The sequence below is a fragment of the Variovorax sp. 54 genome, assembly GCF_002754375.1.
Lineage (GTDB): Bacteria > Pseudomonadota > Gammaproteobacteria > Burkholderiales > Burkholderiaceae_C > Variovorax.
In genome coordinates, this window is the sequence record NZ_PEFF01000001.1 from 559,861 (window position 1) to 575,633 (window position 15,773).

The 15,773-nt window shown below is 70.3% G+C and carries 14 protein-coding genes; all 14 read left to right on the forward strand.

Annotated elements, in window-relative coordinates; genetic code table 11:
- The first annotated feature begins 2 nt into the window (after positions 1–2).
- The 14 genes from CLU95_RS02590 to galE all read left to right on the forward strand — a co-directional run bounded on the left by CLU95_RS02590 (position 3) and on the right by galE (position 15,766).
- Positions 3–776 (forward strand): 4'-phosphopantetheinyl transferase family protein, encoded by a 774-nt coding sequence (locus CLU95_RS02590; protein WP_099790146.1) that lies wholly within the window; start codon positions 3–5, stop codon positions 774–776.
- Positions 773–1,597: a serine aminopeptidase domain-containing protein gene (locus CLU95_RS02595; protein ID WP_099790148.1), complete on the forward strand. Its 825-nt coding sequence runs from the start codon at positions 773–775 to the stop codon at positions 1,595–1,597. The genes CLU95_RS02590 and CLU95_RS02595 overlap by 4 nt, the downstream gene beginning before the upstream one ends.
- 4 nt (positions 1,598–1,601) lie before the next feature.
- Positions 1,602–2,513, forward strand: coding sequence for a hypothetical protein (locus CLU95_RS02600; protein WP_257214514.1), 912 nt, complete (start codon positions 1,602–1,604; stop codon positions 2,511–2,513).
- A gap of 124 nt (positions 2,514–2,637) precedes the next feature.
- Entirely contained in the window at positions 2,638–3,723 is a 1,086-nt protein-coding gene (locus CLU95_RS02605) for a polysaccharide biosynthesis/export family protein (protein WP_257214787.1), read from the forward strand.
- 44 nt (positions 3,724–3,767) lie between these two features.
- A complete protein-coding gene (locus CLU95_RS02610; protein ID WP_099790152.1) occupies positions 3,768–6,050 on the forward strand; it encodes a polysaccharide biosynthesis tyrosine autokinase in 2,283 nt (760 codons plus the stop codon).
- The gene (locus CLU95_RS02615) at positions 6,047–6,727 is read left to right on the forward strand and encodes a sugar transferase (protein WP_099790155.1); all 681 of its coding nucleotides are present in this window, start codon (positions 6,047–6,049) and stop codon (positions 6,725–6,727) included. Before CLU95_RS02610 ends, CLU95_RS02615 begins: the two co-directional genes overlap by 4 nt.
- A 37-nt stretch (positions 6,728–6,764) precedes the next feature.
- Entirely contained in the window at positions 6,765–7,742 is a 978-nt protein-coding gene (locus CLU95_RS02620) for a GDP-L-fucose synthase family protein (protein WP_099790157.1), read from the forward strand.
- A 20-nt stretch (positions 7,743–7,762) separates the two neighbouring features.
- Positions 7,763–9,076: a hypothetical protein gene (locus tag CLU95_RS02625; RefSeq protein WP_099790159.1), complete on the forward strand. Its 1,314-nt coding sequence runs from the start codon at positions 7,763–7,765 to the stop codon at positions 9,074–9,076.
- A gap of 8 nt (positions 9,077–9,084) precedes the next feature.
- Entirely contained in the window at positions 9,085–10,176 is a 1,092-nt protein-coding gene (locus CLU95_RS02630) for a glycosyltransferase (RefSeq protein ID WP_099797080.1), read from the forward strand.
- A complete protein-coding gene (locus tag CLU95_RS02635; protein ID WP_099790161.1) occupies positions 10,173–11,141 on the forward strand; it encodes a hypothetical protein in 969 nt (322 codons plus the stop codon). The genes CLU95_RS02630 and CLU95_RS02635 overlap by 4 nt, the downstream gene beginning before the upstream one ends.
- 29 nt (positions 11,142–11,170) lie before the next feature.
- Entirely contained in the window at positions 11,171–12,127 is a 957-nt protein-coding gene (locus CLU95_RS02640) for a hypothetical protein (protein WP_099790163.1), read from the forward strand.
- Positions 12,124–13,392 carry a polysaccharide biosynthesis protein gene (locus tag CLU95_RS02645; protein WP_099790165.1) on the forward strand — a complete coding sequence of 423 codons (1,269 nt, stop codon included), beginning with the start codon at positions 12,124–12,126 and terminating at the stop codon, positions 13,390–13,392. The genes CLU95_RS02640 and CLU95_RS02645 overlap by 4 nt, the downstream gene beginning before the upstream one ends.
- Positions 13,389–14,660, forward strand: a complete 1,272-nt coding sequence (locus CLU95_RS02650) for a glycosyltransferase WbuB (RefSeq protein WP_099790167.1) — start codon at positions 13,389–13,391, stop codon at positions 14,658–14,660. The genes CLU95_RS02645 and CLU95_RS02650 overlap by 4 nt, the downstream gene beginning before the upstream one ends.
- Complete coding sequence (gene galE / locus CLU95_RS02655; RefSeq protein ID WP_099790169.1) at positions 14,657–15,766, forward strand: UDP-glucose 4-epimerase GalE; 1,110 nt, start codon at positions 14,657–14,659, stop codon at positions 15,764–15,766. Before CLU95_RS02650 ends, galE begins: the two co-directional genes overlap by 4 nt.
- The last annotated feature ends 7 nt before the right edge of the window (positions 15,767–15,773 follow it).

A 15,773-nucleotide genomic window follows, 5' to 3' on the forward strand; every position in this document is an offset into this window, starting at 1 on the left:
CCATGACCGGCGACGCCCACGCCCTGTCCATCGACGCACCGGTCTGCCGGTACGTCGAACTGGACGGCTTCACCGACACCCTGCCCGCCCAGGTGCTGTCGGACGAAGAACGCGCGCGTGCCGAGAGCCTGCGCTTTCCCCTCGACCGGCAGCGCTTCGTGGCGGCCCATCTCGCGCTGCGCCAGGCGCTGTGCGCGTACACGGGCCTGCATCCCGCCGCGCTGACGCTGGCCACCGGCGCCTTCGGCAAGCCCTCGCTGGCGGGCCCCACGCGCGCGCAGTTCTCGCTGAGCCACAGCCAGGGCCTGGCCTTGATCGCCATCGGCGGTCGCGGCCCGCTGGGCGCCGACCTCGAGCTGCTGCGCCCGATGCCGGACGCGACCGCTTTGGCGGCGGCGCATTTCACGCCGCGCGAGCAGGACGCACTGGCCGCCCTGCCCGCGCATGAACGCGACCACGCCTTCCTGACCTGCTGGACCCGCAAGGAAGCCTGCCTGAAGGCCATCGGCGTGGGCCTGCTGGTGTCGCCGCAGAGCTTCGAGGTGGGCGTGACACCGGACGGCCGATGCGTCGAACTGCCGGTGGCCGGCCGCACCCTCGTGCTCGTGCTGGGACCGGCGCCCGCGCGGGCGGACAGCGTGGGCTCGCTCGCCGAATGGCGCCACACCGAAGCCCGCGCCCAGGCCTCGGGGGCCGGTTCCGAAGGCGGCCGCATGCAGCGCCTGAACGCGCGCAAGGGAATGGCCGAGGCGCGATGCGCAGGGGGTGTCGCATGACCCTGTTCACGCCGCTCATGTTCGGACCGGCCTCGCGCCAGGTCTTCGGCGCGTTCCACGCCGCCGACGAAGACAACCTCGGCGAGCACACGGCGGTGCTCCTGTGCCCGCCCTTCGGGCAGGAGGGCCTGCGCACCCATCGCTTCTTCAAGGTGCTGGCCGAACGCCTCGCGCGCGCCGGCATCGCCACGCTGCGCTTCGACTTCTACGGCTCCGGCGACTCGCCGGGCGACGAGAGCGAGGGCGAGCTCGACGGCTGGCGCCGCGACCTGTGCGCGGCGCACGAGGAGCTGCGGCGGCACGCACCGCATGCCGCCATCGTGTGGATCGGTGCGCGGCTGGGCGCCACCCTGGCCGTGCTGGCCGCGCGCAACGGACGCTGCGACCCGGCGCGGCTGGTGCTCTGGGAGCCGGTGATCGACGGACGGGGCTACGCGCGCCTGCTGCGCGAGCGGCACGTCGAGGCGATCGACACGACCTTCTGCATCCCCGACCTGTCGTGGCGCCGCAGCCTCGCGCGCGAACCGGACGCGCTGCCCGAGGAGGCGCTGGGCGTGCGTCTGTCGCCGGCGCTGCAGGCGCAGCTGCGCGCCCTCACGCCGCAATCGCTGCCGCTCACCGCCCTGCACGACACGCTGGTGCTGGCCCCGCCCGACGACACGTCCACCGCGCAATGGGCGGCCGAGCAGCAGTCGCGCCACATGCCGGTGCGCCTGGCCTACCTGAGCCACCCGCTGGACTGGACGTCCGACCCCTATCCCCACAGCGCGATGGTTCCGGCCGATGCGCTCAGCCGCCTGCAGGGAGCCATCCATGAATGACCTGATGCAGACCCCGCTTCGCTTCGGCCCCGGGGACGCCCTGATGGGCATGCTCACCGTCCCCGCGCGGCAGGTGCCGGCGCCCGTTGCCTGCCTGATGTTCAACATGGGCGCGAACCACCGCGTCGGGCCGCGCCGCATCAACGTGAAGCTGGCGCACGTTCTCGCCGCGCGCGGCGTGAGCAGCCTGCGCTTCGACCTGGGCGGCGTCGGCGACAGCGACGCGCTGGACACCGGGCCCGACCTGCAGACGCGCGCGGTGCACAGCCTGCAGGCCGCCATGGACATCGCGCAGCGCATGCTGGGCATCCGCCAGTTCGCGGCCGTGGCCATGTGCTCGGGCGTGGAGCACGCCATGTCGGCGGCCGCGGTGGACGCGCGCATGGTGGCGCTCTCTCTGTTCGACGGCTTTGCCTTCCCCCAACGGCGCACGCGCTGGGAGCTCACGGTGCGCCGCGCGCTCGCCGTGCCGATGCACCCGTCGTTCCCGGGCAAGGCGCGGCGCTGGGTGCTGCGCCATCTGCCGGGCAGCACGGCGGCCAGGCCGCTGCCGGGCTACTTCGTGGACCGGCGCCCCCCCAACGTCAACGCGATCTGGTTCGAAGCCACCATGAAGCGGCTGGTCGAACGCGAGGTGGCGGTGCAGCTGCTGTATTCGGGATCGCTGCACGTGCGCGACCGCGACCGCGACCAGCTCGGCGCCCTGCGCCGCGAACCGTTCATGCAGGGCCTGCAGTACGAGTTCCTGCGGGACGTGGACCACACCGTCTGCACGGTGAAGGGCCAGCAGCTCTTCCTGCAGTCCGTCGGCGACTGGGTCGCCGAGCACTGCCTGGCCACCCGCAGCCCCGAGCGCCAGAGCCGCCCGGCGGCAGACCCCCCGCGCGCCATGGCGGCCACGCTCGCCGCGCCCTGAAACGACAACCGAAGCCAAGGAGAGACTCATGAAATCCGTCGACCAAGCGAACCCGCGCGGCGAGCGCCTCCTCGCCACCGAGGGCGCCTGCGCCCTTCCCGGTGGCCGCTTCCGGTCGCGGGCGATGGCGCTGCTGCTGTCGCTCGGGTTGTGCGGCTGCGCACCCGGCTTCGGCACGCCGGGTCCGCTGCAGTCGGCCGACGGCACGGCCGGCGGCACCGGCAGGGTGGAGGCCATCACACCGGAGCTGATCCGCAAGCAGCTCGCCGGGAACACGGGCATCCCGCCCGAGGTGAAGGCGCTGTTCGGCCGGCCCACGCCCTACACCATCGGGCCGGGGGACGTGGTGGGCATCACCGTCTACAACAATCCCGAGCTGCAGCCCAACCTGGGCGCGGTGATCGCGCAGCAGAGCGACCCGACCGGCGTCACCGTGGCGCCGGGCTTCATCGTCGATGCCGCGGGTGAGATCAGCTTTCCCTACATCGGCCGCACCCGGCTGCAGGGGTTGACTGAGAGCGGAGCGTCCGAGCTGATCGCCAAGCGCATCGGCAACATCATCAAGTCGCCGCTGGTCAGCGTGCGCATCCAGTCGTTCCGCAGCCAGCGCGCCTATGTCGAGGGCGAGGTCCGCACGCCGGGGCTGCAGATCTTCACGGACATCCCGATGACGCTGTCCGAAGCGCTCAACCGGGCGGGCAGCATCACCGCCTTGGGCGACCGTTCGCAGGTGACGCTCACGCGCGGCGAGCGCACGGTGGCCATCGACCTGAACCAGCTCAAGCGCTTCGGCGCCGACGCCAACAGCATTCCGCTGCGCAACGGCGACATCGTGTACGTCGGCACCCGGGACGACAGCCGGATCTACGTGATGGGCGAAATCCTGCGGCCCTCGGCGCTCCTGATGCGCAACGGCCGCATGAGCCTGAACGAGGCCCTCGGCGATGCGGGCGGGCCCGACCTGCTCACGGCCGACCCCGGGCAGATCTACGTGATCCGCAACTCGCCGCAGTCGCCCGACACGCCGCAGGTCTTCAGCCTGAACGCGAAGAACCCGACCGCCCTTGCACTGGCCGACCGCTTCGAGTTGCGCCCGCGCGACGTGGTCTACGTCGACCGCGTGCCGCTGGTCTCGTGGAACCGGGTCGCCAACCTGATCCTTCCCGCCGCCCAGGTGATCAACCTCGCGCGCGACACCGCCCGCAGATAGGCCGCGCGGCGCCCCGGCCCGAACACGAAGAAAAGGTGAAGCCCATGAATGCGCGTTGGTACCCCCCGCTTCCCGCACCGTACAGCCCCGAACCCGAGCCCCCGCACTCACGGTTCAAGGAATACGTCGACCTCCTGCTGGACAACCGGCGGCTGATCGCCTCGGTCACCGCGGTGGCGTTGGTGCTGGGCACGGGCTACGCGCTCTTCGGGCCGCGGGTGTACGAAACGAACGTGCTGATCCAGCTCGAGGACGCCGAACGTTCGCCCGGCGGCGCGGGCGATGCCGCGGTCAACGGCGTGAACGTGAAGACGCCGACCTCGGGCGAGGCCGAGATCCTGAAGTCGCGCATGGTGCTCGGCCAGGCGATCGAGAACACCAAGCTGTTCATCACGGCGCAGCCGCACTACATCCCGATCGTGGGCGCCTTCATGGCGCGGCATTCGAAGACGCTGTCCACGCCGGGCGTGTTCGGCCTGCGCGGCTACGTGTCGGGCACCGAGCGGATCGCGGTTCCGCAGATGGACGTGCCGCCGGCCTTCGAGGGCAAGAAGTTCCTGCTGACCGCCGCCGCGGACGGCCACTACACGCTGACGCACCCCGACCTCGACACGCCGCTGCACGGCCGGGTCGGCGAGCCGCTGGACAGCTCCGTGCCGGGCGGAACCGTCCACCTGCTGGTGGCCTCGTTCGACGCCCTGCCCGGCGGCGCCTTCGAGCTGACCCGGCGCTCCACGCAGCTCACCCTGCTCGGGCTGCAGCGCGAGCTGCGCGTGATCGAGAAGGGCAAGCTGTCCAGCGTGATCGATGTGAGCTGGCAGACCGACGATCGCGAGCACCTGGCGAACCTGCTCAACGAGGTGGCGCGCCTGTACATGCGGCAGAACATCGACCAGAAGACCGCGCAGGCCGAGCGCACGCTGAACTTCCTGGGCACCGAGCTGCCCAAGTTCAAGCAGCAGCTGGAACAGTCGGAAGAAGCCTACAACCAGTACCGCAACCAGAACGGCACCATCAGCCTGGACGACGAGGCGCGCAATGCGCTGTCGCAGAACGTCGACCTGCAGGCCAAGCTGCTCGACGCGCGCCAGAAGCGCCTGGACCTGGCGAGCCGCTTCACCAGCGAGCACCCGATGCTGATCACGCTCGACGCGCAGATCGCCTCGCTGCGCAAGGAGCTGGGCGGCGTGGACGGGCGCATCCGCCGCATGCCGATGCTGCAGCAGAACTCGCTGCGCATGCAGCGCGACATCAAGGTCAACACGGAGCTCTACGCGTCGCTCCTGAACAGCTCGCTGCAGATGCGCCTGGCACGCGAAGGCCGCATCGGCAACGTGCGCGTGCTCGACCAGGCGCTGTCGCCGGAGAAGCCGGTGCGGCCCAAGGCCGTGCTCGTGGTGGCACTGGCGCTGGTCGTGGGGCTGTTCCTCGGTGCGCTCATCGCGGTCCTTCGCAAGGTGCTCAAGAACACGGTCGCCACCCCCGACGAGATCGAGATGCGCACCGGCCTGAACGTCTACAGCACGATCGCGCTCAGCGCGCGGCAAGGCGTGCTCGATCGTGCCATCCGCCACGGCAGGCCCGGGATCAAGCTGCTGGCGGCCTCGCATCCGGAAGACCCGGCGCTCGAAGGCGTGCGCCGGCTGCGCACCACGTTGGCCTTCCTGATGGCCGGGGCGCCGAACAACCGCATCCTGCTGACCAGCGCCACGCCGGGTGCGGGCAAGACCTTCCTGTCGGCCAATTTCTCGGCTGTGCTGGCCGCCTCCGGCAAGCGCGTGCTGCTGATCGACGCCGACATGCGCCGCGGCAAGCTGGCGAGCCAGTTCGGACTGAAGGCCGGCACCGGCTTGTCGGAGCTGATCGCCGGCACCGCCACGCTCGGGCAGGCGGTTCATGTCCAGGTGCTGCCCCACCTGGACGTGATCACCACCGGCAAGCTGCCGCTCGACCCGGCCACGGTGCTGGGTGCCAGCGCGTTCACGCGGTTGCTGGAGACGCTGTCTGCGCTCTATGACGCCGTGGTCGTCGATGCACCGCCTATCCTGCTGGCGACCGAGACCGTGGCGATGGCGCCGGACATGGGCACGCTGATGCTCGTGGCCCGCGCCGGCAACAGCGAACTGGGCGACATGGTGGAGAGTGCGAAGCGGCTGGCGCACGTGGGTGCGGCGTTCCACGGCGTGGTGCTCAACGCGCAGGACGCACGGCCACGCCACAGCGCAGGCTATGGCTACGACTACGGCCCCTACCGCCTGCATGCGAACGTCTACCCGCCGGCCCTGGGGCACACGCCCCGCGCCGAACCGGAGCGCGCGAGATCATGAGCGCGCACTTTTCACGCACGCCGCACCGTGCCGCCGCCGGTGTCGTTCCGCTGGGCGGCTCACGCCTGCTGCAGGCCGCCAAGCGCGCCATGGACATCGGCCTGGCCGGCGCCTTCTTCCTGTTCCTGGGCTGGGCCTACGCACTGATCGCCCTCGGCGTGCTGCTGACCTCGGGCGCCCCGGCCCTCTACGTGCAGCCGCGCTACGGCAGGGATGGCCGGATCTTCCGCTTCTACAAGTTCCGCACCATGGCGCCCAACGCCGATGCCTTGCTGGCCCGGCACCTGCGCGAGAACGATGCGGCGCGGCGCGAGTGGGAGAAGTTCCAGAAGCTCGAACACGACCCGCGGATCACCCGCTTCGGCGCCTTCCTGCGCCGCTACAGCATCGACGAGTTCCCGCAGTTCTGGAACGTGCTCAAGGGCGACATGAGCATGGTCGGCCCGCGCCCGTGCATGTTTGCGCAGAAGGAACTGTACGGCCCGTACTGGGCGTACTACTGCGCGGTGCGCCCGGGCATCACGGGCCTGTGGCAGATCAGCGGACGCAACGAAGTGAGCTACCGCCGCCGCGCGGCCATGGACGCCGAGTACGTCGCCACGCTCTCCCTGCTGCGGGACGTCGTGATCGTGCTGAAGACCTTCCGCGTCGTGCTCGGGGCGCGCGGTTCGCGCTGAGACCCGGCATCAACGATCCCTTCACAGAAAGAACGCCATGCGAATCTATGTTGCAGGTCATCGCGGAATGGTCGGCCAGACGCTCACCAGGCGCCTGCGCGAGGGGGGCCACGAGGTCGTGACGCGCAGCCATGCCGAGCTCGACCTGCTCGACCAGGCGGCCGTTGCGCGCTTCTTCGCGACCGAGCCTGTCGACCAGGTCTACGTGGCGGCGGCCCGGGTCGGCGGCATCCACGCCAACATGACCTACCCCGCGCAGTTCCTCTACGAGAACCTGCTGATCGCGGCGAACCTCACGCACCAGGCCTTCCTGGCCCACGTCAAGCGGCTGCTGTTCCTCGGCTCCAGCTGCATCTACCCGCGGCTGGCCGAGCAGCCGATCCGCGAAGACGCCCTGCTCACCGGCAAGCTCGAGCCCACCAACGAGCCCTACGCCATCGCCAAGATCGCGGGCATCAAACTCTGCGAGAGCTACAACCGGCAGTACGGCGCCACGCACGGCGTCGACTTCCGCAGCGTGATGCCGAGCAACCTCTACGGCCCCGGCGACAACTACCACCTGGAGAACAGCCACGTGGTGCCCGCGCTGATCCAGCGCTTTCACCTGGCCAAGATCAGCCGCACGCCGAGCGTGCTGATCTGGGGCAGCGGCCGGGCGCGGCGCGAGTTCCTGTACGTGGACGACATGGTCGAAGGCTGCCTGGACGTGATGAACCTGTCGCGCGCCGCCTACGACCAGCACACCGATCCGATGCGCGGCCACATCAACCTCGGAACGGGCGAGGACGTCTCGATCGCCGAACTGGTGGAACACATCCGCGAGGTCGTGGGCTACGAGGGCAGCATCCACTACGACCTGGCACAGCCCGACGGCGCACCGCGCAAGCTGCTGGACGTGTCGCGCGCGGCCAGCTTCGGCTGGCGCGCCACGGTGCCGCTGGCCGAAGGGCTGCGCCGCACCTACGCGGACTACCAGGCCGCCCCCCGCACCGCCGCAGAGGCCGCGCACGCCTGAATGAAGAACCGAGCGTTGCCATGAGAACTCTCGTCTTCTGGTCCGGCATCGTCTGCGCCCTGCTGTGCGGGCTCATCGATCCCGTCTGGGGCTACGGGGTGGTGTGCGTGCTGGCGGTGGTGCAGCTGTCGATGCTCGGCGCCCCCGGCGACAGCGTGTTCCTGTTGATCCACTACACGGCGGTTCTCATCTACTTCTCGCTGGCCCCGGCGATGCAGATCGCGACCGACGTCGACTTCTGGGAGGTCGGCATCCTCGGGCAGGCCGCGCACACGCAGGCGCTGATGCTCGTGCTGCTGTACATGGCCGGCGTGGAAGCCGCACGGCTGGGCATGCCCACGCCGCCGGCCGCGCCCTGGCCGGCGCAGCGCGCGCACGGCGCCGGCGTCGCCCACCCCTTCCTGCTGCTGGGCTGCCTGGAGGTGGCGTTCGCCATGCTCTTCCTCCATCCCGACATGAACTTCACGGCGCGCGGCGTGATTACCGAAGAAGAGAGCGCGCCGGTCCAGTACATCGTCTATTCGACGCTGCCCAAGCTCATGGTGCTGTTGTGCTGCGTGGCGCTCACGATCCACGCCATGCGCCGGCGCACGCTGTGGGCCTGGTGCAGCGCGGGCCTGGCCCTTGCGCTGGCCGCCATCGCCGCGAACCCGGTCAACACGGCGCGCCAGGTCATCCTGATCGGGCTGCTTCCGCTGCTCATCCATGCCCTGGGCCGCGGCCACCGGTGGACGCTCGCCGCAGTGATCTTCGGCGCCATCGCGGGCCTGGGCCCGGTGCTGAACCTGATCTCGCGGGACGCCATGTGGGGCGCCGAACTGGCCTCGTACCCCTTCAGCCAGGACTTCGATGCGATGTTCGTCATCGCGGGCATCCTGGAGCGCGCGCCCTCGCCCGAGCTCGGCTACGGGCGCTACCTGCTCTCGGCCTTTTCCTTCGTCCTGCCGCGCGAGCTGAAGATGTTCCCGGAGTTCGACCCGCTCGGCTGGCCGGCCGTGCTGGGCAACTTCTCGCAGAGCAACCTGTCGCTGCCGCCCTTCACCACCGCGTACTTCGACTTCGGGCTGGCGGGCCCCGCGCTGCTGGGCTTCGCGGTTTCGGCGGGCTTTCGCCTCGTCGACAAGGCCTTCGACCCGCAGCGCACGCTGACGACCGGCTACCTGAGCGCACTGGTGCTGCTGGCCGCCTACGTGCCGTTCCTGCGCGGACCGATCCTGGGCTGGGGACCGTTCGCCGTCTCGGGACTGGTCGCGGCCGTCGTCGCCGGCAGCCTCGCGTCGTGGTTCCGCAGGCCGGCACCCAGCCCGGCGCGCGCCAGCCTGCCGACGGCATGAGAACGACCATGGCCACCTACCTCTTCTACGACACCATCCGGCTCAACGCGTCGGCGGGCGGGGTGCTGAACGTGTCCGAGGTGCTGCTGCAGAGCATGCGCGGCTCACCGGACCACCGCGTGCAGCCGATCAGCGAGCGCCATCCGCACCTCTACGCGGTCGCGCGGCGGCTGAAGATCAGCCGCTTCATCCTCGACACGCTGCTCTACAACCTTCACCTGGCGCTCGGGTGGCTGCGCGGGGAGCGGGTGTACTCGCTGTTCCCGAACTACTTCCTGCCTTTCTCGCTGCTGGCGCCCTTCGGCCGCCATCGGGATTCGATCGTGGTGGTGCACGACGTGCAGTACAAGTCGTACCCGCAGTACTTCACGCCACAGAAGCGCCTCTGGCTCGACTGGAACCTGCACCGTGTCGCGCGCAGCGCCGCCGACGTGGTCTTCATCAGCCGCAGCAGCCAGGAAGATTTCGAGCGGCACTTCACGCGCTGCGAACACGCCGCGGTGATCTTCAATCCCGTGGATGCGGGCACCAGCGCGTACAGCGCTGGAAGCCTGATCGCGCCCGGCGGGCGCTACCTGATCGCGGCCTACCACTACTACCCGCACAAGAACTTCGAGGGCATCCTGAAGCTCTTCGTGCGCATGAAGCGCCAGGGCCTGGTCGACTACCTCGACATCACGGGCAACGGCGCCGCCGAGGTCGAACGCATGATCTCGGCGATGGCGCCCGCGTTTCGCGGCAGCGTGCGGCACCGGGGGCTGGTGTCGCGGGAAGAACTCCTGCGGCTGTACCGGGGCGCGACGGCCTTCATCTCGCTCTCCACCTTCGAGGGCTTCAACCTGTCGGCCGCCGAGGCGGCGACGCTGGGCGTGCCGCTGCTGCTCTCGGACCTTCCGGTGCACCGGGAGCTCTTCGCGGGCTACGCGTTCTTCATCGGCAACGAGTTCGGCGGCCTCGGCGGCATCGAGCGCTACCTGGCCACCCACGAGCGCGCACGCCCCGCGTGGTCGCTCTCGCGGGCCTGCACGCCGGGCGCGGTGGCCGCGAGCTACTTCACGTTGAAGCGCGACGGCGCTTCGCTGGCGCAGGCCACGCCATGACGAACCGCGCACGGCCCCTGTCCCTTCTTCGCGCATTCGCGGTGCTGGCGCTCGGGCTGGTCGCGTGGGCCGGGCTGGCGGTCGCGACGCGGCCCACCCCGCCGGATGCGCCGGGCGTGCAGGGCTTTGGCGTGATGGTGCACTACCTGCCCGACAAGCAGTCCATCGCCGGCATCGGGCGCTTCGACGTCGACGCCTTCGCCGACGCGCTCGCCGAGATGCGCGCCAACCATCTCATCCTCACGCTCGGACAGAACAACGGCCAGTTCATCGCGCCGAACGCCGCGCTCGAAGCGCTGTGCCCGCGCAGCGCCGCGCACCGCTCGCCGCGCGACCTGCCGCTGGAGATCGGCCGCGCGCTGCGGCGCCACGGCATCGCACTGATCCTCTACCTGCCGTTCCGCGCACCGCAAGGCGACCCCTACCTGATGGAATGCCTGGGCGACGTCTCCGAACAGCTGCCGCCGCCGCCGCGCTTCATCACCGCATGGTCGGCCGTGATCGAGCGCTGGTCGCAGCACTACGACGCGCTGGCCACGGGCTGGTGGTTCGACGGTGTCTACAACACGACGGGCATGACGCCGCGCGACTGGAACACGCTCTGCGCGGCCGCGCGCAGCGGCGCCCCCACCCGGTGGCTGGCCTTCAATGCCGGCGAGGGGCCGGCACGCTTCAGCCTCAAGAGCGCGCCGTGCCAGAACCTCATGGCGGGCGAGTACCTGCAGCCCACTGCGCGCCTGGCCTCGCCGCCCTCCGAACTCAGGCTGCATGTGCTCACGCCGCTGGGCGCCTCCTGGGCCCAGCCGAGCGCGCCGCGCTTCTCGGCGACGCAGCTGCGCAGCTGGATCGGCGATGCGAACGCCAAGGGCGGAATGCTCACGCTCGACATGCCGCTGGACGCCGACTTCCACTTTCTTCCCGCACACGTCGCGCTGGTACGCAGCGCGACCGCGCCGCGGCCCTGACCCGTATTGCCTACACCGCTTGCCCGACCATGACCCCCACCCTCCCCTTCCTCGTTGTGGAAGACCGCCAGAACCAGGCCCTGCGCCTGTGCTGTGAATCCGCGGCCATGGCGGCGGAGCCCCTGGTCGTTCTGTCGGACACCGACGCCGGGCCGGCGTACGAACGCTTCTGCCAGGCCTACGTGCACCTGTCGAGCAACACGCCGGCGTTCGAGAAGATCTGCTTCCGGCGCTACTTTCTGCTGGCGAACCATCTGGCGACGCACCCCGACTGCCGCGCCTTCGTGCTGATCGACAGCGACGTGCTGCTGTTTGGCGGCGTCGGCGCACACATTGCGCGCCTGGTGGGCACGGCCGACTTCTCCGGCTCGCGCATCCTGCCCACGGACAACTGGAACCCCTGCCAGATCTCACCGCACGTGAGCTACTGGACCGCAGCCGGCCTGCAGGACTTCGTCGCCTTCATCGCCCGGATGTACAGCACGCCCGCGGGCCTGCACCAGTTGCGCGACATTGCCGAGCGCTTCGCGGCCCGCAGCGTGCGCGGCGGCGTGTCCGACATGACGCTGCTGTACCTGTGGGCGCAGGCCACGGGCAACACCGTGTCGATCAACCGGGTGCTCGACGGCCGGGTGATCGACCACAACATCAACGGCGGCACCAACCACCTCGTGCGCGAGTTCCGCATGCGCGGCGGCGCCAAGCGCCTGGCCTTCGTCGACAGCCTGCCCTGCCTGCAGACACCGGCGGGCGACACGGTGCGCGTGCTCGCGCTGCATTTCCAGGGCGCCGCCAAGATGGCGATGCGGCCCGCGCTGCAACGCCGGGTGTACACGGTCGCGGTGCTGACCTGGGCATTGCAGATGGCGCGCAGGGCCAAGAACAACGCGCACCGGGTCGCCTCGCGCGCGCGCCGCGTGGCCGACAGCCTGGGCTTCGCGCAGGCGCCGGCGGCCAAGCGGCCTGCGGACGGGAGCACGCCATGAAGCCCGCGGCAGGTACATCGTTCGCCCTGCCCGGCCTCCGCCTGGCGCAGCGTCTGGGCCTGGGCGCACTCGCGTCGCGGCTGTATGTGTACCTGTCGGGGTTCCTGGCGATCTTTCTCATCGCGGCGCAGGTGGCACCCGCGCGCTTCGGCGAGTACTCGATCTACCAGTCGGTGCTGGAAGTGGCGCTGGTGGTGGGCACGCTGGGCAGTTCGCTGCTGTTCTCGCGCAATGCCGCGAGCGTGCCGCCGCGTGTGACCCGCGGCGACCTGGTGCGCACGCTGGCGATCGGGCTGCCGCTCGCCGCATTGCTCGCGGCCGGCGTCGTGGGCGCGCAGCGCCTGCCGGTGGCCGGCATGCCCTTCGTGCTGATCGTGTCGTCGCTCGCGGTCTTCGCCTTCAACAGCCTGCGCCTGTCGTTCAGCCGGGGCCTGGGCCATGCGGGCCTGCTCAACCTGGAGTCGGGCGTGCGCGCGACCGTTCTGGTGCTGGGCGTGGCGGCGCTCGCTGCGCTCGGCCTGGAGATCGGCGTGGCGCACCTGCTCGCCATCAACCTGCTGGCCTTGCTGCTCGTGGGCGCGGCCATCGTCCTGCCGGCGAACGGCGCGGCGCCGCCGGCCGGGCCGCCCGTGCTGGCGCTTGCGTCGCAGGCCAGCGCCACGGTGTATGCGCTGCTGACCTTCCTGCTGCGCAAGTCGGACCTGCTGCTCGTGGCGCTCTTCATGCCGCTGGGCTACGTGGGCGCGTTCAAGCTGGCCTTTCTTCTGGCGGAGGCGCCCTCGCAGTTCGTGCAGGCCTTTCTGGTCACGAAGACGCCGGCGATGCTGGACGCCAACGCGGCCAACCTCACGACCGAAAAGCTGCGGCTGGCGCGGCATTCGTTCCTGCTCGGGTGCGTGCTCTTCGTGGGGCTGGCGGGGCTGCTGGCCGTGGCCGCGCCGCTGCTGAAACTGGGCCCCGAGGCGCGCGACATCTTCGTGTGCATCGCGCCGTACTTCCTGCTGAGAACCTACACGGTCCATCACGAAATCATGCTCTCGCTCAACGCCACGATGGGCTCGCTCGGGTGGTGGACGCTGCTGGAGTTCGCGCTGCGCATGGTCTCGTACGGCGTCGTGATCTCGCTCTTTCCGGACAAGCCGCACTACGTCTTCTTCATCGCCTTCGTGTCCGATTTCCTGCTGTACGAGCTGCGCATGCGCGCGCTGTTCGGCTTCTTTCCGATCGTGCGCCTGCTGCGCCCGGCCATGGAGAGGTCGCCATGAAGATCCTGCTGTACTCGATGAACTTCGCGCCCGAGCTGGCCGGCATCGGCAAGTACTCCGGCGAGATGGCCGACTGGCTCCAAGCCAGGGGCCACGACGTGCGCGTGATCGCGGCGCCGCCCTTCTTCCCGCACTGGGCGGTGTTCGAGGGGCATTCGGCCTGGGCCTATCGCAAGAGCGAGCACAACGGCCTCACGGTCTGGCGCGCGCCCACCTGGGTGCCCGCGCAGCCCCGTGCGCTGGCGCGCGTGGCGCACCTGGTCTCGTTCATGCTGTCGAGCCTGCCGCTGCTGCTGGCGCAGGCGCGCTGGAAGCCCGACCTCGTGTTCGTCGTGGAGCCGCCGGTTTTCTGCGCGCCTGCGGTGCTGTTCTTTTCGAAGGTGCTCGGCATCCAGTCGTGGCTGCACATCCAGGACCATGAAGTCGATGCGGCGTTCAGCTTGGGCCACCTGCGCGGCGCGGGCGTGCGGCGCGTCGCGCTGTCGCTGGAGCGATGGCTGCTCACGAGGTTCGACCGCGTGTCGACCCTCTCCGCGGCCATGATGGACAAGGCCCGAAGCAAGGGCATCGACGAAGGCCGGCTGGTGCTCTTTCCGAACTGGGTGGATGTCTCGGCGATCCATCCTGCCCCTGGTACGGACGGCGGCTACAGGGCGGAACTGGGCATTGCCCCCGAAGCCGTGGTCGTGCTCTATGCGGGCAGCCTGGGCAGCAAGCAGGGCATCGAGCTGCTGGCCGAAGCGGCCGGCCTGCTCGCCGACCAGCGCAACATCCACTTCGTCATCTGCGGCAACGGCCCGAGCCGCGGCCCGCTGATGTCGGCCTGCGCCGGCCTGGACCGCGTGCACTTTCTCGACCTGCAGCCTGCCGAGCGGCTCAACGAATTGCTGGGCATGGCCGACATCCACGTGCTGCCGCAGCGCGCCGATGCCGCCGACCTCGTGATGCCCTCGAAGCTGGGCGGCATGCTCGCCAGCGGCAAGGCCGTGATCGCCACGGCGCACCCTGGCACCGAACTCGGCAACGTGGTCGCAGGCCGCGGCCTGGTGGTTCCGCCGGGCGATGCAGCGGTGCTGGCCGACGCGATCGCGCAGCTCGCGCATTCGCCCGCCCTGCGCGAAACGCTCGGTGCGGCGGGCCGCGCGTTCGCGCAGGCAGAACTCGACCAGGACGCCATCCTGTCGCGCTTCGAGCAGGCGCTGCTTCGCTGCGTTGCGGACCGAGGCACGACCACGCCCGCCCCTCCACTTCACGAGTCCCAGCCATGACCCCTTCCAAGATTCTGGTGACGGGCGGCGCAGGCTTCGTCGGAAGCCACGCCTGCGTGGCGTTGATCTCGGCCGGTTTCCTGCCGGTGGTGCTGGACACGCTGGTCAACAGCGACCCGCGTTCGCTGGAGCGCGTGGGGCGCATCTGCGGCGTGCAACCGCAGCTCGTGCGCGGCGACGTGCGCGACGCGGCAGTGCTCGACCGCGTGTTCGCCGAGCACGGGGTCGACGCGGTGCTGCATCTCGCGGGGCTGAAGGCGGTCAGCCGCTCGGTGAGCGACCCGCTCGGCTACTACGACGTCAACGTGGCGGGCAGCCTGGCACTGGCGCGGGCCATGGAACGCGCCGGCGTGCGCACGCTGGTCTTCTCGTCCTCGGCCACGGTCTACGGCGACATCCCGCGCTCGCCGATCCGGGAAAGCGCGTCGTACGCAGCCGTCAACCCCTACGGGCGTTCCAAGGTGATGGTGGAGCGCATGCTCGCGGACCTCTCGCGCTCCGATCCGCGCTGGGGCATTGCGTGCCTGCGCTTCTTCAACCCCATCGGCGCGCACGAGAGCGGCCTGCTGGGCGAGCACCCCCAGGGGCCACCCGACAACCTGGTGCCGTACGTTTCGCAGGTCGCGGTGGGCGAGCGCGGGCACGTCGTCGTGCACGGCAACGACTACGAGACGCACGACGGCACGGGCGTGCGCGACTACGTGCACGTGATGGATGTGGCCGAAGGCCATGTGGCGGCCCTGCGGTACGCGAACATCCATCGGGGCCTGCTCACGGTGAACCTGGGCACGGGGCGCGGCGCCTCGGTGCTCGACGTGATTGCGGCGTTCGAACGCGCCTGCGGGCACCGCATCGCGGTGCACATCGGGCCGCGCCGCCCCGGCGATGCCCCGGCCTACTGGGCGGATGTGCAGCACGCCCAGGACCGGCTCGGCTGGCGCGCGCTGCGAAGCCTGGACCAGATGTGCGCCGACAGCTGGCGCTGGCAGTTGGCGAACCCGCGCGGCTTCGACGCGCCGGTGCCTGACTTCCCGCTGCACACCGCCGATGGCACCGCACCGGCCGCCCTCCCTCACTCACTCCCACTGGGGCAAGAACATGGCTGACCACACG